Source organism: Priestia sp. TGN 0903 (genome assembly GCF_050846855.1).
In the GTDB taxonomy this organism is placed as follows: domain Bacteria; phylum Bacillota; class Bacilli; order Bacillales; family Bacillaceae_H; genus Priestia; species Priestia zanthoxyli.
Genome location: NZ_JBOZGL010000002.1, coordinates 402793 through 419071 on the forward strand (window position 1 = coordinate 402793; position 16279 = coordinate 419071).

19 protein-coding genes are annotated in these 16279 nt (G+C 32.4%); all 19 read left to right on the forward strand.

The features are described from left to right. Positions 1 to 21: 21 nt before the first annotated feature. Positions 22 to 939, forward strand: coding sequence for a tyrosine-type recombinase/integrase (locus ACRPLY_RS08430; RefSeq protein WP_432231711.1), 918 nt, complete (start codon positions 22 to 24; stop codon positions 937 to 939). Between the two features lie 13 nt (positions 940 to 952). Next, positions 953 to 1126, forward strand: coding sequence for a hypothetical protein (locus ACRPLY_RS08435; RefSeq protein ID WP_214984528.1), 174 nt, complete (start codon positions 953 to 955; stop codon positions 1124 to 1126). Positions 1127 to 1299: 173 nt separating this feature from the next. Continuing rightward, a complete protein-coding gene (locus ACRPLY_RS08440; RefSeq protein ID WP_432231712.1) occupies positions 1300 to 2088 on the forward strand; it encodes a hypothetical protein in 789 nt (262 codons plus the stop codon). Between the two features lie 2258 nt (positions 2089 to 4346). Next, positions 4347 to 4562 carry a BhlA/UviB family holin-like peptide gene (locus tag ACRPLY_RS08445; protein ID WP_432231713.1) on the forward strand — a complete coding sequence of 72 codons (216 nt, stop codon included), beginning with the start codon at positions 4347 to 4349 and terminating at the stop codon, positions 4560 to 4562. After that, positions 4562 to 4909 carry a hypothetical protein gene (locus ACRPLY_RS08450; RefSeq protein ID WP_432231714.1) on the forward strand — a complete coding sequence of 116 codons (348 nt, stop codon included), beginning with the start codon at positions 4562 to 4564 and terminating at the stop codon, positions 4907 to 4909. The genes ACRPLY_RS08445 and ACRPLY_RS08450 overlap by 1 nt, the downstream gene beginning before the upstream one ends. A gap of 1 nt (position 4910) precedes the next feature. Continuing rightward, the gene (locus ACRPLY_RS08455; RefSeq protein ID WP_432231715.1) at positions 4911 to 6257 is read left to right on the forward strand and encodes a ZmpA/ZmpB/ZmpC family metallo-endopeptidase-related protein; all 1347 of its coding nucleotides are present in this window, start codon (positions 4911 to 4913) and stop codon (positions 6255 to 6257) included. Further along, positions 6257 to 6532, forward strand: coding sequence for a hypothetical protein (locus tag ACRPLY_RS08460; protein ID WP_432231716.1), 276 nt, complete (start codon positions 6257 to 6259; stop codon positions 6530 to 6532). Before ACRPLY_RS08455 ends, ACRPLY_RS08460 begins: the two co-directional genes overlap by 1 nt. 11 nt (positions 6533 to 6543) lie before the next feature. Further along, positions 6544 to 6945 (forward strand): hypothetical protein, encoded by a 402-nt coding sequence (locus ACRPLY_RS08465; RefSeq protein WP_432231717.1) that lies wholly within the window; start codon positions 6544 to 6546, stop codon positions 6943 to 6945. Between the two features lie 58 nt (positions 6946 to 7003). Further along, a complete protein-coding gene (locus ACRPLY_RS08470) occupies positions 7004 to 7876 on the forward strand; it encodes an SU10 major capsid protein (protein WP_432231718.1) in 873 nt (290 codons plus the stop codon). Positions 7877 to 7951: 75 nt separating this feature from the next. Further along, the gene (locus ACRPLY_RS08475) at positions 7952 to 8137 is read left to right on the forward strand and encodes a helix-turn-helix domain-containing protein (protein WP_432231719.1); all 186 of its coding nucleotides are present in this window, start codon (positions 7952 to 7954) and stop codon (positions 8135 to 8137) included. 153 nt (positions 8138 to 8290) lie between these two features. Beyond that, positions 8291 to 9100: a hypothetical protein gene (locus ACRPLY_RS08480; protein WP_432231720.1), complete on the forward strand. Its 810-nt coding sequence runs from the start codon at positions 8291 to 8293 to the stop codon at positions 9098 to 9100. Positions 9101 to 9146: 46 nt separating this feature from the next. Further along, a complete protein-coding gene (locus ACRPLY_RS08485) occupies positions 9147 to 9332 on the forward strand; it encodes a hypothetical protein (RefSeq protein ID WP_432231721.1) in 186 nt (61 codons plus the stop codon). Positions 9333 to 9398: 66 nt separating this feature from the next. Further along, on the forward strand, positions 9399 to 10376 hold the full coding sequence (locus ACRPLY_RS08490) for a hypothetical protein (protein ID WP_432231722.1): 978 nt from the start codon (positions 9399 to 9401) through the stop codon (positions 10374 to 10376). A gap of 166 nt (positions 10377 to 10542) precedes the next feature. Then, positions 10543 to 10770, forward strand: a complete 228-nt coding sequence (locus tag ACRPLY_RS08495) for a hypothetical protein (protein ID WP_432231723.1) — start codon at positions 10543 to 10545, stop codon at positions 10768 to 10770. Continuing rightward, positions 10767 to 11162: a hypothetical protein gene (locus ACRPLY_RS08500; RefSeq protein ID WP_432231724.1), complete on the forward strand. Its 396-nt coding sequence runs from the start codon at positions 10767 to 10769 to the stop codon at positions 11160 to 11162. The genes ACRPLY_RS08495 and ACRPLY_RS08500 overlap by 4 nt, the downstream gene beginning before the upstream one ends. A 45-nt stretch (positions 11163 to 11207) precedes the next feature. Beyond that, positions 11208 to 12794, forward strand: a complete 1587-nt coding sequence (locus ACRPLY_RS08505) for a terminase large subunit domain-containing protein (protein WP_432231725.1) — start codon at positions 11208 to 11210, stop codon at positions 12792 to 12794. A 15-nt stretch (positions 12795 to 12809) separates the two neighbouring features. Continuing rightward, positions 12810 to 14192: a phage portal protein gene (locus ACRPLY_RS08510; protein WP_432231726.1), complete on the forward strand. Its 1383-nt coding sequence runs from the start codon at positions 12810 to 12812 to the stop codon at positions 14190 to 14192. Between the two features lie 647 nt (positions 14193 to 14839). Continuing rightward, complete coding sequence (locus tag ACRPLY_RS08515) at positions 14840 to 15577, forward strand: DUF4145 domain-containing protein (protein WP_432231727.1); 738 nt, start codon at positions 14840 to 14842, stop codon at positions 15575 to 15577. 65 nt (positions 15578 to 15642) lie between these two features. Continuing rightward, complete coding sequence (locus ACRPLY_RS08520) at positions 15643 to 16269, forward strand: hypothetical protein (protein WP_432231728.1); 627 nt, start codon at positions 15643 to 15645, stop codon at positions 16267 to 16269. Positions 16270 to 16279: the final 10 nt, after the last annotated feature.

Sequence of the window (16279 nt, forward strand, 5' to 3'; positions counted from 1 at the left end):
CTCATGGGGAGGTTTTTTTGTTTGCTCTTAAAATTTGCTCTACAAGATTTTATAGACGATAGAGAATTTAAAAATTTATCGCCTAAGACAATTATTGGCTATAAAGATATTCTTGGACAGTTTGTAAACTACTGTAACGATAATGAAGTAGTTAATGTTCAAGATATTACCCAAAACACCATAAAGAAATATCTCATGTACTGTAAGAATGATCTTGGAAACAATCCAACGAGTTTGAATCACAAATTAAACCGTTTAAATGCTTTCTTAAATTATTTAGTGGAGATTGAGGTACTTGATAAGAATCCTGCAAAGAAGGTTCAAAGGGTAAAAGAGGACATTCGTATAGAAGTTTTTACGGATTATCATATCAAACAAATGTTGAACTACTACAGGCGGATAAAGCAACGTGAGAAGGCGTTTTATGCTTATAGGGACTATTCAATTATTGTCACGTTTATTTCAACAGGAATTCGATTAAGTGAATTATGCTCTTTAAAATGGTCAGATATTAACTTTAAAGATAAAAGCATTAGCATCTATTCCACTAAAGCACGTAAAAACGAAACTATTCCTGCTACCGATAAATTGATTAAGGAATTAGCTAGTTATAAGGTTTATTGTGAGCAAGAATTTCAAAAGCTAAATAGTCATGTATACACTAACCGATTAAATCAACCATTAACGACTAATGCGGTTCAAAATGTATTCAAACGTTTGGCAAAGGTGATGAATTTTAAGGATGTAAGGTTAACTGCACACACTTTTAGACATTCTTTTTGTCAACGCTGTATTCAATCTGGTATGAGTACATTTGCTGTTCAACGACTTATGAGACATTCATCAATCAAAATGACAGAAAAGTATGCTGCTATGTGGGGAAATGATCTACGTGAACAAAACGAAAAGCATAATCCACTAAACGAATTAGAAATTTAAGGAGGAATTCATTATGAAATTATCATCCATTAATCAAAAGAAATTAAAAGAGATTACGGATCACCACAATAAAAAACTTCATATGCCAGAAGAGGGGTTTACGGAAGAACAGATGTTGAATTTTTGTGTTAACTTAGCACATCAAATTTTTGTTACTGAAGAATTTAATTTGCAATCAAAAAAATAAATTTAAGCACAAAAATGGGGAGTAAGATGTTGCGAGCATCCTACTCCCCGATATGGCATAGCAAATACACCATACAACTAGATAGATTAAGTATAGGATACCTATAGAAAAAATTCAAGGGTTCTGTACTTGTGTTTGTTATGCCCTCAAATATACTGAGTGGGGGTATATAAATGAAAACGGGGAAAATTGAACAATTTAAGAAGTTGAGTCAGTTTAAGAGTTTAAAGGAGTTCAATAATCACGTAGAACAACATCTTCTTGATCTGAAATCAAAATTAACTAAATCAGAACGTATCGCTATAAAGGTTATTGTCCGTCATGCTGCTAAGGTATATGGCGTTGCTAATGCTTCAATTAAGAAGTTTGTTGTGGCTTCGCAGAAGTATGATGGAATAGGTGTAAGTAGAAGTACGTTTAAAAGAGCCATTAAGAAAGCAATTTCTTATGGTTTATTTGTCGTATATGAAACTGAAAGAGACAATGGTTCACAGTCAACCAACGTGTATGTATTTAATCGTATTGAAATTGTTTCTTTTTCTTCTTCAAATGAACCACGCCCTGAAAATAGAAAAGTGGAACAAAGCCCAATAAAACAACAAAAAGAAGTTGAGCAATTGAACCTCCTTAAAACTGATAACCAAACTAAAACTAACAATATTATAGATATACGTAAAGACAACGCTATTAAGGATATTCCACTTGATTATCAAAACTGGTTAAAAGCATATGGATACACTGGCAAGCAGATTGTTGAGTTCTATAAGTGTTTAAAGTATACAACTAAATATTTAACTTTCTACGATGAGCAGGATAAAGTACAACTAGGCATACGTGCTTTTAAGCAAATGGTCATTAACAAAAAGTTGGGATATAAGGTGAGAAATATGTTTGGCTATTACACACAGGTTCTTAATAATTTTCTTGATATGGACTACTTAGAACTTGTTAGAGAAGGTTAGGTTCAATGTGAACCAGACCCCGTACTACGCTTATATTGGAATAACGATAGACGTTCGCCTGTAATGTCCTAATTTTCGCCCTATCATCGCCGATGTCTCCGAAAATCATCGCCCAAACGCTCTGGTGACAATCTGGCGACAATAATCGTCGCCCACAATATCAGGCGAAGTTTTTGGGAGACCATTAAAAGTGGGAGATTATCCTTTGAGATTTATTTTTCTCTAAAAATTTCTCCTATAAAAATGAGTTTTATTTTAATTGAATTTTAGAGGATAATTCAACAGAATAAATCACCAAAATTTAATCAGCTTTTCTAATTGCTTTTATCATCAATTCTTAGCTTAGAAACATAATAAATAATTAATGAAAAATAGTACTCCTATGCTAACAGAAGTATTTGTATTTAAAATGAGTCATATATAGTTTTATAGTTATTATATATAGTAATTTTTTAAAGAGTATTTAAAGGAGACAATGTAATTTTGGTAGCGAAATAGAATTTCTGTTGTTTGATTTAGCTTTTTTTTTGAATTTAAAAACGTGTATAATTGAATTTTTCTTTGTGTAATAAGGGTTCAAAGTGTCGATAAAATAGAAAAAGTTACTGTTTTTACTAGGGGAAAGATAAGCTAATTTAAAAAAAACGAACTCTCGTAAACTGCATGGTTAAAGGTTTTACTATTTATTGTTAAAAAGTTCCGTGGTCTCTAAAGGGGATGTGTTTATTTTCCTAAATATAGGTAATTTATGTTCGAAGCAGCGAGAAAGCTGTAGAAACAGTATCTATGACTGACTTCGTGGCATGTTGAAGAAAAAACTGAGCGTTCTAAAAAATTGCTGTAAGCATTGTTATTAGAGGATTTCTTAAAATTAAATGTAAAAGTTGGAACGTATTATAGGGAAGTTGGAGCGTATATAAAGGAGACACACCTTAAATTATAAAAAATGTCCTAAAAATAAGAAAATCTTGAAAGCTAGTCATAGCAAGGGATACGGAGTTGGAAAAAATATGTCAAATCGCTATAAGTAGTATGGTTATAACATTTACCATATTTTACCGATGGTATTATAGGGCGCATGCCTATTTTGAAAAATGTTAAGGGTTTGGAATTTTTTCTGAACACCGCATAAATACTGGACTCATAAAACACTAAAAAACTCAGCGTTCCAGTCACATGTCTTGAACATGCTTAAAATGGGCGTTTTTAAAAAATTAGAAAAATAATTGAATGGTCTCTAAGGGAAACAAAGAATGTTAAGAAAATAGAAAACTCTCGAATCCCTTGTGGCTCTAAGGTTCAAGAGGTGTCCTGCAAAATGCTTATTATGATAAAGTGAAATCCCTTATTATGAAGGAAGAAAAATAGAAATTAAATGTCCAACTTTAGAAACCCTTGATGCGACTAGTATTCACAAGGCATTCAGGACATGACTGCAAATTCCTTATTATGAATGTAAACACTGCTACCGTTTTAGAAATTAAACTTTACCACTTAGAAACCCTTGTGAAATCTACATTTATCAAGGTGTCTGGAAGATGAGTGCAAAATGCTTATTATGAGAGAAAATAAATGTTACGTTTTTTGGAACTCTCGAATCGCTTGGGGGAGTAAGGGTGAGAGCATCCCCTGCAAAATACTTATTATGAGAAGAAAATAAAATGTCACGCTGAGATGACGATGAGTTTCAATTAAACAATTGACGAAGCCCATTATAGTCATGCTTTCAGTAATTGGAGATAATCGTCTTTAAGGGAAGCAGTATGCGTGGACAGTAGTAGAAGTTTTTGTGAAGGTTTAGAAACCCTTATAAACACTAGTGTTATCAAGGCATACAGAAACCTTCTGTAAAATGGTTATTATGAAAGAGAGTAATTATAAAATAGAAAATGGTCACTAGCGTTTTAGAAACACGATGAAACCTTAGCTATTATGAGGTGTTCAAGAAAAAATTTAAAAATTGTACTATATGTAGAAAGAAAAATATTAAGTTTTTCATTGATCGTCAATTAGATATTGGCTATGAATGAAGGATTTAATTAACCCTTCAAAACCTTTTTAGATTTTTTGTCATTTTTACTAAGGTTTCATATAACAATCCTCCTAATTGTTATTCTAAACTTCAGAACGGTAAGAGTTGTTCACTTTTACCACCATCCTACTTTGGAGTGAGCTATATGCTTGCTCCTTTCTTCTTTAAAAAAATAGTCATATTTTTGACTGTATTATATCTATTGCCAATGAAAGGAGTTGAGAAAATGGATATAACAGCTATACCAATTGAGCAAATAGTATCACAAGGTATCTTTTGTTTATTATTTGTATGGTTATTATTTGATACACGTTCAGAAGCCAAGAAACGTGAAGAGAAATTAACTACACAGATTGAAAAACAAAATGAAGCACAAGACAGAATCGTTCATTCATTAGAACGTCTTGAAACTCAAATTAGCCAATTGAAGGAGGTAAAATAATGGATATTAGCACACAAGGTTATGATAATCTACGCTCATACATTCAAACAAATTGGAAATACCTCGAATTACAATCCTCTACAGGTACTCCTATTCTACGTATCACAACTACTGACAGTAGAGTAACCATTACTAATGCCAATGGGAAAATCACTTATACGCTAGTTTTAAAGGGTTCTGACAGTGGTATCACAGTTGGAAGTACTGAAGTAGGTAAAAGTGCTATTTTTAATGCGGCAAGTGGTGGAACTGCATTCTCTACAGAAACATTCACATCATTTACATTTGCAGGAACACAAGATGAATTAACTGTTACTCATGAATTACAAGTTCCAAAGGTGAACTAATATGCTAGGGCTAGGTACAGTTGAAATTCCTTATATCATTGAGAATATACAGGATTTACAGAATGTACAAAACAACTTAACAGCAAACTATGAATTAGCAGGAGATATAGACGCAAAAGGATTTAATTTTGTTCCTATTGGTGGAACTTCATTAATAGTGGATCAATCTTTTAGAGGTGCGTTTGATGGTAAAGGTTATAAAATTATAAATCTTAAAATCAATCAAACGGTAAACTATGCAGGGTTATTTACTTATTTGAATGGTGCTACTGTTAGTGGTTTAGGGTTAGAAAATGTAGATGTTACAGGCGGTCAATATACTGGGGCATTGGCTAGTTATGTGGGAACAGGTTCAACTGTTCAACAATGTTATGCAACAGGTAAAGTAACTTCACTACAATATATCGTTGGTGGGCTGATTGGCGGTACATCTACTGCAATAGTTCAAGATTGTTGGACTAATGTATCTGTAGTAGCCAATACGACTAATACAACATACATGAAGTATACAGGTGGATTTGTAGGGCGTGACGCTTCCAGTACTAAATTTAAACAATGCTACTCTTTAGGTACTTCTAAGAATAATAGCACAGCAGCCAAAGGATTTATCGGATTTCCTAACACTAATACAGGTACAGCAAAAACAAGTTTTTATGCTTGTTTTTACAATAAAATAACAAGTGGATGTACAACAGATGGTGAAGCAGGTTTAGGAGCAACAGGGTACATTACATCACAGATGCAAACTGCTTCTACTTACTTTGCTTATGATAAGGTAATTATTTGGTATGTATCAGATGGCTCTTATCCATCATTACAAGCATTTGACCATACAGTTATTCAAATTGTATCTGCAAATGTTCAGAGTTCAGTCGAAACCATTTTCGGACAGTCGAACACAGTTAGAACTAGTCGAAGACAGCCGAGCACATCCTTAAATATCGGTTCTTCTAATTACGTTGTAAGAAACGTTAAAAGGTTTGGTAATGGTTTTATATCTAAATTGTATTCAATATCTACACAGGAGAATAGAAGTGTAAGAAGCATATATGTAAATGTTTTGTCTGGAATAAGCCCTATCTTTGCTACAAACACGCGTAAAGCAAAAGTAAAGAGGGTTAATGTATCTAGTGTAAATAGTATAGCAGTAATTTCCTCATATATCTCCAATCAGAAACCTAAACAAATAACTATTGATGTGTTCTATAAAGACAATCCTTCTAACATCAATTCTAAGGTCAGAAACGTTAATAATTTATTAAAAGAAAATACCTCACATGTTTCCCTAGACCTAAACTGTTCAGATTCATTTTTAATTGAAAATTACTCTTTTGTGGAGGTGATTTGATGGCTTTTAGTGGTGATACAGTTCGCCTTCAAGTGAACTTTAAAGATTTTGATGATATTGCAGTTAACCCATCTAATATCAAGTTAACTATCTTTGATGTTAATAAAAATCAAATAGATCAATATGATATTGACGACACCAACAAAGTAAAAGAGGGTGTCTATTTTTATGACTATGTTTTACCAGATAATAAGACAGAGATTGTCTTTGAGTTTAAAGGAGTACATAAGGAAAAACCAATATTAACAAGAGGTATCATACCCATCAAATTTTAAGGAGCGATAACATGGAAGAAAATAATCAGAATCAACAAGAAGAACAAGTTGAAACTGTTTCAAAGGCAGAGTATGACGTTATTTTGGCAGAGCGTGACGACCTTCTTCAATATAAACCTAAAGAGTTATCAGAAGAAGAAAAGGTGTTTCAAACTAAACAAGAAGCGTTTAATAAGCAAGTATTAGAGTTTGCTATTAAAGAAGCAGGTCTAAGTGATTTCGCTGACTTTATTCAGAATCAAGAAGAAATTGAAGCATTCAAAGGGCTTGTTAAGAAGATTGAAGATAAGGTTAAGAAAGACCTTGCCTATAAGCCAGAGAATCATAAACAAACAGATGAATACTCACAATTTGAACAAAAAGGTGACACAAAAGGCATGATTGGTTCAAAATTAGCAAGTTTATTTAAGTAAGATCTGTCTTTATGACAGTTAATATAAAATAACTCAAACCTAAAGGAGAAATGAAAACATGTTTAAATCTACTAACTTCACAAAATTAGAGCAAGTATCATTAGCGAAAGAAATTGCAGTAATTGGTATCCAAGATACGCCTTTAACGTCTATGCTTATGGCAAAAGGAAATATTGAGAAAGCATTATCTACTGTGTACACATGGAGAGAAAAAACTCTTGATACTACCAATGATTTAAGTGCTGTTGAGGGTTCAGACGAAATTCAATACTTTGAAACAGCAAGAGCAGAATTAAGCAATATCCTTGAGATTTTCAAAAAAGGTGCTCAAATTTCTGGTACAGCTGTTGCAATGAAATCAGGTCAATTTGCTGAAGAGGTTGCTGACAGATTGCTAGAACTAAAAGTGAATATGGAAAAGAAATTCATCGTTGGTATTAAAGCAGACGGTTCTACAGCACCTTACAAACGTCAATTATCAGGTTTATTAGAGTTTGCTGACCCTACAAATGCAGTACCAGTAACAGGTGCAGTAACAGAAGCAGACATTAAGAAAGTAATGCGTAACCTATGGGAAAAAGATTTAGCAGCAGGAAATTACTATGCATTTGTTAATGCTGATATTAAAGAACAAATTGATGAAATCTACAAAGATCGTTACGGTTATAACCACGTAACAACTTCTTTCGGACTATTAGTAGATGAAATTGCTACTAACTACGGTAAAGTACAATTCGTATTATCTAAACATATTCCAGCAGATAAAATGGTTGTATTCAACGATGCGTACCTTGATATTGTTCACCTGCGTGCTCCACACTTCGAGCCACTTGCTAAAACTGGTGATAATGTGAAGGGGCAAGTTATTGCCGAATCTACCTTGAAATTTGCTTCTAAGAAAGCATTCGCAGTCGTAACAGTTTCAGAATAATACATAATCCAATAAGGGGGGGGCATTTGCGTAGTGCAGTGTCCCCTTATTTACTTTAATTAAAAGGAGAGAAAGATGGTGATTACAAAAAAAGAAAAATACTTCCTAAAACGGAAACAGCTAAAAATTAGAATGAATAAAATAGCACAATATGTTGGTTGTTCTCAGTCGCTAATTAGTAGGTATGAGAACAATGAGCGTGGAATGACAAAAGAAAAGATAAAGAGATATAGAGAATTTATTGATAACTATAAAATTTAAAAATTAATCAAAGGATGGTGTCAAAAAGTGAATAAGACGTAAATCGTCTCCTTGCTTACCCTAAGTATAAATAGGGTTTCAAGGAGATTTTTTTATGCAAAAAAATCGACAGTACTTGAATCAAGGAGCGAATTAACGATATTCGCTTCTATTATGAAAAAAGAAATCAAAGAATTATTCCCAACATGGATTGATGAAACTCATTTAGAGTACGATTTAATGTTAGGTAACGATGTAGATTCATTATTAAGTTGTAATTTGTTAGAGGAGATAACAGATGGTAAGTGGAAAACAAACTACTTTTATGATTTCAAAAACTTCTATAGATATGAAAAAACAGGATTAAAACCAATAGGAGTAGATATGGCATTCACTAAAAAAGCTAGGTGTTTTGATAATCACCTTACAAAAATGAGTCATGATGATTCATACAACAAACTTTGTGCAAATCCAAATCTTCCTTTCAACATTAGTCGTGATAATTATAGTAAGAAGTACGGCATGAGTACACTCCTATTAATAATGTCCCTTTATGATATTCCTCTACCCCAAGATCCACATGCAAGAGAAATCCTCTTAGCTGTAGATACAGCATTCAAAGGTCACTTTGTTTCAGCGTTTAATAAAACTCACACAGATTGGTTAGAAAGATTAGGTTACACAGAACTAATTGATACATTAAAAAGTCGTGATATGGACTACTACTATAAAGTCCTAACTTATTATGGCTTACAGAATGAAATTACTATTAAAAAAGGTGGCGAATTATTTTCCATGATTAATTATGAAGTTTTACAAGAAAAGTTTGATTGGAAGATTTATTTGCCTGAGCAAGATTTTAAATTAATTAAAAAGTGTAAGAGAAAAGGAAGTAAGTTAGAACAGGGATTACCGCCTAAAGATAAACTTATTTCCTTAGCTTTTACAGGGAAAAATTATGCTTCATATACATATGTCGACTGAGGGCTACGTGCAAACGTGGCTCTTTTATTTTAAGGAGGAATTTAATATGGCAACAAATAAAAATTATTTCTTTTGCTATTCGAAAAAGGTTTCAGATTTTCTAAGTTACAAAGGCATTCGTTTTATTACAGTGGCTCAAGATATGAAAACTCAAAAACCATTTAGCTTATATGAAATTAGTGCTGATTTACAAAAGGCACTTGATGAGTACAAAACCCTAAATAGTAAGTGAAAACCTTATTTTATATAAAAAATCATACCCAAAATAAAATCTAAAAGTTAATCGGAGGTATTCCTTATGCTAACATACGAGGAAATTAAAAATTATTTAAAATATCACGGCAAGGAGAGCAATATTTACTTACCAAATAATATTTTTGAAGAACTAAAAGTGATAGAAAACGTACAACATAGAGCATTTGCTTACTCATATATCTATTTAACAACGTGGATTTGGAGAAATGGTAAGTATGGTGAAGTTAAGCCGAGTGAGCTATCACAATCTAATATTATGAACTTATTAGGCAAGAAAGGTAATACACGTTTAAGATACATAACTGCTAAAGGTGGGCTACTTGAAGAGATAAAGTATCTTGAAACAAGTAAGGATTACCCTTTACATAGTTCTCTTACAGAAGAAGGACTTGAATTTACATATCTCAGTGACTATAGCAATGATAGCGAGGTCTATGAGTACCTTCGACCACCCAGTAATTTTGAAGCTAAACGTCCAATTAGAGGGCATCATAGAAATATACTTGATCCTGAATGGAAAGTTGAATATGAGAATGGTTATGAAGATGGTACATTCTTTGAAATTGAAAATACGTTTGAAGTTCCTTTTGAAGTATTTATGTATTGCATGTCCAATAAAAACGTTGGTGAAAAAGGGTTCTATATTTATTCATTCTTAAAAATGAAAAATCAGATGTTCAATGGATATGATGTACCGATGAAAGGTCTAGCTGAACAATTAAAAATGCCTGAGAAAACGGCTTTCACATGGCTGAAAACTGTAAGACAGTACAATATGGTTCAAGGAATACATAATCAAGATGCTTTCGTGGTAGGGCTACCAAAAGAGCAGCGTAAAAGTAATACTTACATAACAAATGACATTGAACATTTTACTAATAACCCCATTGAATACGCAAAAATGACAGTTGTGAAACGTTCAGTATATTTGGAAAAAGTTAAAAAAGAACAAGAAAAACGTGAACAAGAAGGCATTAAAAAATATGGTGTAACTATAACACTTGACCAATTACCATTTTAACAAAATTCAAAAGGTGACAGAATGACTATACATATAATATAGATTAATTAACCTTTGATTAATAATTAAATATATACATATGAAAATAACTATCTATATTATATATACGGTCAAATTGTCACCTTTTAAGAAATGTATCTTTAACATTATTCCTGGAGGTAATCATATGCAAAATACAATTAATCAATTACAAGAAAATATATCAAAACTACAATCCCTCATTGATGATATGAACGAAAGTCGCAAACAAGCAAGGATACAAGAGGAACTACATAATGAGCGTACAAAATTACTATGTGATTCGGCTATTAGTTTAATTAATGATAAAAGAACTTTAAATGAAATATTGGATGATATTGAAAAATCATTAGTTAAGAGAGGAGAAATAGCATGAATATTTATGACGCATTGAAACAGGTAGAAGACAAGAAAGCAGAATACTTCAAATGGAAGCATGATTTAAGGTTTGACCGTACAGCACTTAAGAAAACAGAGGGAGAATTTTTGAAAGCTGTAGAACGTAAAACAATGAATGGATTCATTAAATGGGAAAAGTCACAGGAGTATAAGGCATTGTTATTGTTAATGTTAGGTACTCAAACAGCTAACGATTTACATGAAGTGTATCAAGCAGTATTGGAGAAAGCGAAGCAGGGTGAGGATGTAAATAACTTTATCAAACTACATAAGGAAATTAATGAGAGTGCTAAGATTGCAAATGAGGTATTCAAACCTATGGTGAAAGAGGAAGGGACGAAACCTAGTAGAAAATTAATTCTTGATTAAGACATCCTTTTGGGTGTCTTTTTCTTTTTAGAAAGGAGTAATAGCATGTTTCGCGGACTTAAAAAGATTCTCGGTGACTTTCGGTTATTTTCAAAGAATTTCATTGAGATAATTGATAATGAAAATAATTCAATACCATTCGTATTAAATGCAGAGCAAGAACAGTTTTTAAATGATAAACAGAAATTTAATATTATCCTAAAGGGACGTCAAATTGGATTCACAACCTTCTCATTGGCGTACATGCTTTATCTAGCGTGTACTAAGCCCAATACATCATACATAATCGTTACTCACCATAATAACGTTACAAAATCATTGTTCACTAAGTTAAAGAAAATGTATAGATCATTACCGCATAAAGATTTTGTAGATGAAGGAATTTTTCCAGGCATTGAGATAAATAACAGGGATGAATTGTCATTAGATAATGGGAGTCGTATTGTAGTGGCTACAGCACAAGGAGAAGACAGTTTTCGTGGTAACACTTTTCAATTAATTCACTTCTCGGAAATGGCTTTCTATCCAGAGAGTAAGCAAGCAGAAATTATTGGTGCTGCTATACCTGCACTGGCAAAGAATCCAGATTCAGCAATTATTATTGAATCCACAGCCAATGGTTTAAATGAGTACCAGAAAATGTTTACAAAAGCATTTAGAAGTAAGGAATCAGTATGGAAAGCACATTTCTATAGTTGGTTAGCAGAAGCGTACCATAAACAATTTAAACACCAGTTTGATGAAGCTGAAGCATGGTATAAGTCACATAATGGTGGAAGACGTTTAAGTAAGAATGATTTAGAGTTTGAAGAACTATATCTACATGAGCAACAAGAAGCGTCATTCAAACAATTAATGTTTAGACGACATTATATTGAATTAAACTCATTGGATAAGTTCAAACAGGAATTTCCTTCTAATCCAGACGAAGCATTCTTAACTACTCATAAATCTATCTTTGACATGGAAAAGATTATGCAACGTATACAGAGTGCTATCCCCCCTATGGCTACGAGAGAAGCAAAACTAAAGATCCCTCATAAATTACATAAATACCTCAATAAAAACTTATTTATCTTCCAATTACCGAAAGAAAAAGCAAGACATTATGCAGGAATCGACGTTGCAGCGGGTGTTAAAGGTGATAATTCAACATGCGTAATCTTTGATAATGATGGACAGCAAGTGTGTTCTTGGTATTCAAATGATATTCCTACTTATCAGTTTGCAGAATTAATGGATGAACTATGTCGGTATTACAACTATGCCTTTACTTGTGTGGAGCGTAATAGTTATGGTCTACCTGTATTAGAGAAAATGCGTAAAGATCATGACTATATGAATCTATATAGACAACGTTTATTTAATGAACAAGGTAAAAAAACATCACAATTTGGCTTTCAAACGACTAATGTATCTAAACCTATTGCCATCGAAGATTTTAAAGAACAATTTGAGCTAGGTTTCATTAATCTTGAATGTATTACATTGTTAGAAGAAATGAAAATATATCAAGACAATGGCGGTAAGATGGGTAACAAGAAAGGCGATGGTCTACATGATGATTTAGTAATCGCTACAGCTATGGCAGTACAAGCAATGAAACGAAACATTTATTATGTAGAAATTTGATAAGGAGTTGAAACAATGAACTTAAGAGAATATGCAAACACCTATTATGAAGGTGAGCCACATTGGTACATTGATGAAGTGTCAAAGTATCAACATCAACAAAGAATACATAAGGTAAATAACTTAAAAGAGTATTTGAATGGAGACCATAAGATTAACTATCTACCGTCATATAAGTACAATGGTAAAGATATTGAGCCAAAGAAGATTATTCTCCAATATGCAAAAACTATCCTCAATTTTCAATCCTCATTTCTTTTGAAGAATCCAATCAGCTTAACAGGTGATAAGGAAGTAGTTGAAGAATTCCAGAAGGTTAATAAAAAAGCGAAGTACAACCGACTGAATAAGAAGATACTTGAAAAGGTTGCTAAGTTTGGTGAAGTATATGAGTATCTGTATTTAGATGGTGATGATGTTAAGTCATATATTATTGATCCATCGGAAGGTTATCCAATCTATAATCATGAGAATACGTTAATTGGTTTTATTGAAGCATATGTGCATGATAATATCTCGTACTATACTGTTTATTCTGGGGAATATGTAGAGCAATATAGCAATGAAGGAGGGGAACATCATTTAGTTAGTCGTAAGATTAATTTAAGTGGGCTACCTGTTGTATATCGCAATGATAATAATGAATTGAGTGAGATTGAAGGACGCTCTGACCTAGAAGATTATATTACTATTTTGGATAACATGGAGGAACTAATTAGCAAGTTCACAGATAGTGTACATAAGTTCCACAATCCTATTCCTGTAGTAATTGGTCAAGATTTGAAAGGTGAAGGTATAGATAAGAATATAGTAGGTGGCGGTATTCGTCTGGACTTAGACGGAGATTTTAAATTCGTCACAGGTGAGGTGGATACGGAATCATTCGAGTCAGTGTATAAGACATTACTACAATCCTTATTAGATGTGAGTAGTACACCTGCTGTATCAATGAATAAGACAGATATATCTAATCTTAGTGAAGTATCTATTAAGTTATTGTACTCATTGGCTGAGTTGAAAGCTGGATTGAATGAATCATTTATGAGAGATGGTATTGAAGAACGTCATGAGAAGGTACGTGTGTTGTTATCTTATGTTGGTGTTGTGTTCAGTGATGATGTGTATGAGTCGCTTGATATGGTGTTCCACTATGCAATGCCACAAAATGAAGGTGAAATTATAAATAACCTTAAAACGTTAAGAGAGATTAAAGGTATCAGTCAAGAGTCAATGCTTGAACAATCTCCTTATACTGCTAATGCTAAACAAGAGTTAAAAAGGTTAAATAGTGAAAAGGACAAAGAAGATAAAGTAAATATGGTAAATGGGGAAAGTGGTAAAGCAGATAATAGCCAGAGTAATAATGAGGATAATGTGACTAATAAAGATACTGCATAAGTGGTATTGTGATGATTAGGTAAATAAAGGTAGTCGTGAGCGTGTAGGATTTAATAAGAATGCTGATATGATGAGAATTGTGTTAGATAGTATTATGTTGTCTTGCACGTTCATGTTACCTAGTAGGATATATTAATAACAAGAAAGAGAGTCACAAGATGAAACTCACTTTTTGAATTTTTTTTAATAAATTATCCCTGTTTATCGTTTATGCATTGTTTTATTCATCGTATTCAATCAAATGTATGTAATGTGTAGCAAAGGGTAAAAGTTTGGTGTTAGAGGTAATATACAGTTAGGAACGCTGTTATATCAATGCTCGTAAGGTATATTGTATAAATCTTATGAAGAGTTAGAAATGATGTGTATTAGTGTCAAGGTAATATACTGTACATGAAAATGTTGTAATATCAAGGGTTCAAATAGCATTTTATTAACTATTAGTTTACATAATGCATCTTATCGGAAGCAATTGTGGGATGGAATGCATATTCCATTTGATTTATAGAGAGTACATATACATCATTATTCATAATACGATACCCCTTTTTGAAAATAAATCGCCATAGCACATCGTTTTACACACCCACGAAAAATCTCCTAGTATTGTCCTAGATAATATTTTACAATTTAATAGGGTGATAAAAATGAAACAGTTGGGAAAAAAAGTTTATTGTTCGATGTGTAAACAGAAAACGAAACATAATATTGTTCAAACCTATGAAGAAAGATCAAATCCTGATGATGATTTTCAATGGTATGAACGTTATCACATAGTGAAATGTGCGGGATGTGATAATGCGGCATTTGTAAAACAATATAGTGATGAAGATACTTGGGAATATATTAATAATGACATAGAATGGACAGAAACCATTGAAGTTTATCCAGAAGAACCTCCAAAAACCAGTGAAAAAGATATACTGTATAAAATGTGGCAGACAGGAGAAGCAAAGAAGAAAGCTTTTAAAAATTTGCCTGAAAATCTTTCAGCATTATATAAGCAAATTATCCACTCTTTTTCTATGGGATATAATATTCTTTGTGCATCTGGATTAAGGACGCTTATAGAAGGTATCTGTAAACACTTAGGTATCAACCAAGGTTACATATACAATCAAGATGGAACAAAAAAACTTAATCCAAAAAACAACCAAGAAATCTTAGCCAAAAACCTTGCAGGCAGTATATTTGGGTTATTTGAATCTGGGCACATAACATTTACACATGCCTTAATACTACAAAAGATAAAAGTGATAGGTAATGATGCTATTCATGATATCGTGACGCCTTTATCCAGTACTCTTGAAGAGGTCATAAAAATAGTTGAAAGAATAATTTATGATATCTATGAATTGAGAAACCACAAATTGTTACAAGAATAGGTATTTATTAGCAGGGAATTACTCCTTTCTGTCGAATTGTGTTGGGTAGAAAGGAGTGTTTTTTTATGGGCTTTTTTGACGAACTTGAACAAAAGGAAAAAGAATTTAAGGGATTTAGTGAGTTAAAGTTAGAAGAAAAGAAATTATATGAGGAACGTTTAGAACTGTTCGAAAAACTAAAAACTCAAACCTTGGAAATAAGAGAACATTTAAGAAACGAAGCTTTTTCAGAAACAAAAAATTATTTTGAGGCAATCCATCTTTATACTTTAAAAGAATATGAAGAGAAGAAAGTTTTATTTGAGTCCTTAAGTACAATTTTTAAAGCGGAAGTTAGAGCGGGAGATGAATTGTATTGTTCTCTACAATTTAAAGAACCTGCTGAATTTCATAAAAGTAAGTTTTTCTCTATCTATATAGAGGAAGCAGATGAAGACCAATATAAGTGTCAATACTCTGGTTTTATCCATGAAAATGGAGAATTCACTTATGGGGGTACTCAAAGAGGAGATACCCTGTTTTCTGTTAAACAACAGGTAGAAAAATTAAAACAAGATATAAACGTTTTAGTGAAGAAAATAGAGAATGCAGATGCAATAGTTTACCGTTACAAATTATATGATGGCAAGGGATACTATTTGGACAAACAATTTAAAAATGCTACGGCGTTACTTAATGATGTTTTTAAATAAAAATGTTTTT

Bases quoted from the DNA above. Each gene is read 5' to 3' on its own strand.
- ACRPLY_RS08435 (WP_214984528.1), top strand. From the start codon at position 953: ATGAAATTATCATCCATTAATCAAAAGAAATTAAAAGAGATTACGGAT.
- ACRPLY_RS08440 (WP_432231712.1), top strand. From the start codon at position 1,300: ATGAAAACGGGGAAAATTGAACAATTTAAGAAGTTGAGTCAGTTTAAG.
- ACRPLY_RS08445 (WP_432231713.1), top strand. From the start codon at position 4,347: ATGGATATAACAGCTATACCAATTGAGCAAATAGTATCACAAGGTATC.
- ACRPLY_RS08450 (WP_432231714.1), top strand. From the start codon at position 4,562: ATGGATATTAGCACACAAGGTTATGATAATCTACGCTCATACATTCAA.
- ACRPLY_RS08455 (WP_432231715.1), top strand. From the start codon at position 4,911: ATGCTAGGGCTAGGTACAGTTGAAATTCCTTATATCATTGAGAATATA.
- ACRPLY_RS08460 (WP_432231716.1), top strand. From the start codon at position 6,257: ATGGCTTTTAGTGGTGATACAGTTCGCCTTCAAGTGAACTTTAAAGAT.
- ACRPLY_RS08465 (WP_432231717.1), top strand. From the start codon at position 6,544: ATGGAAGAAAATAATCAGAATCAACAAGAAGAACAAGTTGAAACTGTT.
- ACRPLY_RS08470 (WP_432231718.1), top strand. From the start codon at position 7,004: ATGTTTAAATCTACTAACTTCACAAAATTAGAGCAAGTATCATTAGCG.
- ACRPLY_RS08475 (WP_432231719.1), top strand. From the start codon at position 7,952: ATGGTGATTACAAAAAAAGAAAAATACTTCCTAAAACGGAAACAGCTA.
- ACRPLY_RS08480 (WP_432231720.1), top strand. From the start codon at position 8,291: ATGAAAAAAGAAATCAAAGAATTATTCCCAACATGGATTGATGAAACT.
- ACRPLY_RS08485 (WP_432231721.1), top strand. From the start codon at position 9,147: ATGGCAACAAATAAAAATTATTTCTTTTGCTATTCGAAAAAGGTTTCA.
- ACRPLY_RS08490 (WP_432231722.1), top strand. From the start codon at position 9,399: ATGCTAACATACGAGGAAATTAAAAATTATTTAAAATATCACGGCAAG.
- ACRPLY_RS08495 (WP_432231723.1), top strand. From the start codon at position 10,543: ATGCAAAATACAATTAATCAATTACAAGAAAATATATCAAAACTACAA.
- ACRPLY_RS08500 (WP_432231724.1), top strand. From the start codon at position 10,767: ATGAATATTTATGACGCATTGAAACAGGTAGAAGACAAGAAAGCAGAA.
- ACRPLY_RS08505 (WP_432231725.1), top strand. From the start codon at position 11,208: ATGTTTCGCGGACTTAAAAAGATTCTCGGTGACTTTCGGTTATTTTCA.
- ACRPLY_RS08510 (WP_432231726.1), top strand. From the start codon at position 12,810: ATGAACTTAAGAGAATATGCAAACACCTATTATGAAGGTGAGCCACAT.
- ACRPLY_RS08515 (WP_432231727.1), top strand. From the start codon at position 14,840: ATGAAACAGTTGGGAAAAAAAGTTTATTGTTCGATGTGTAAACAGAAA.
- ACRPLY_RS08520 (WP_432231728.1), top strand. From the start codon at position 15,643: ATGGGCTTTTTTGACGAACTTGAACAAAAGGAAAAAGAATTTAAGGGA.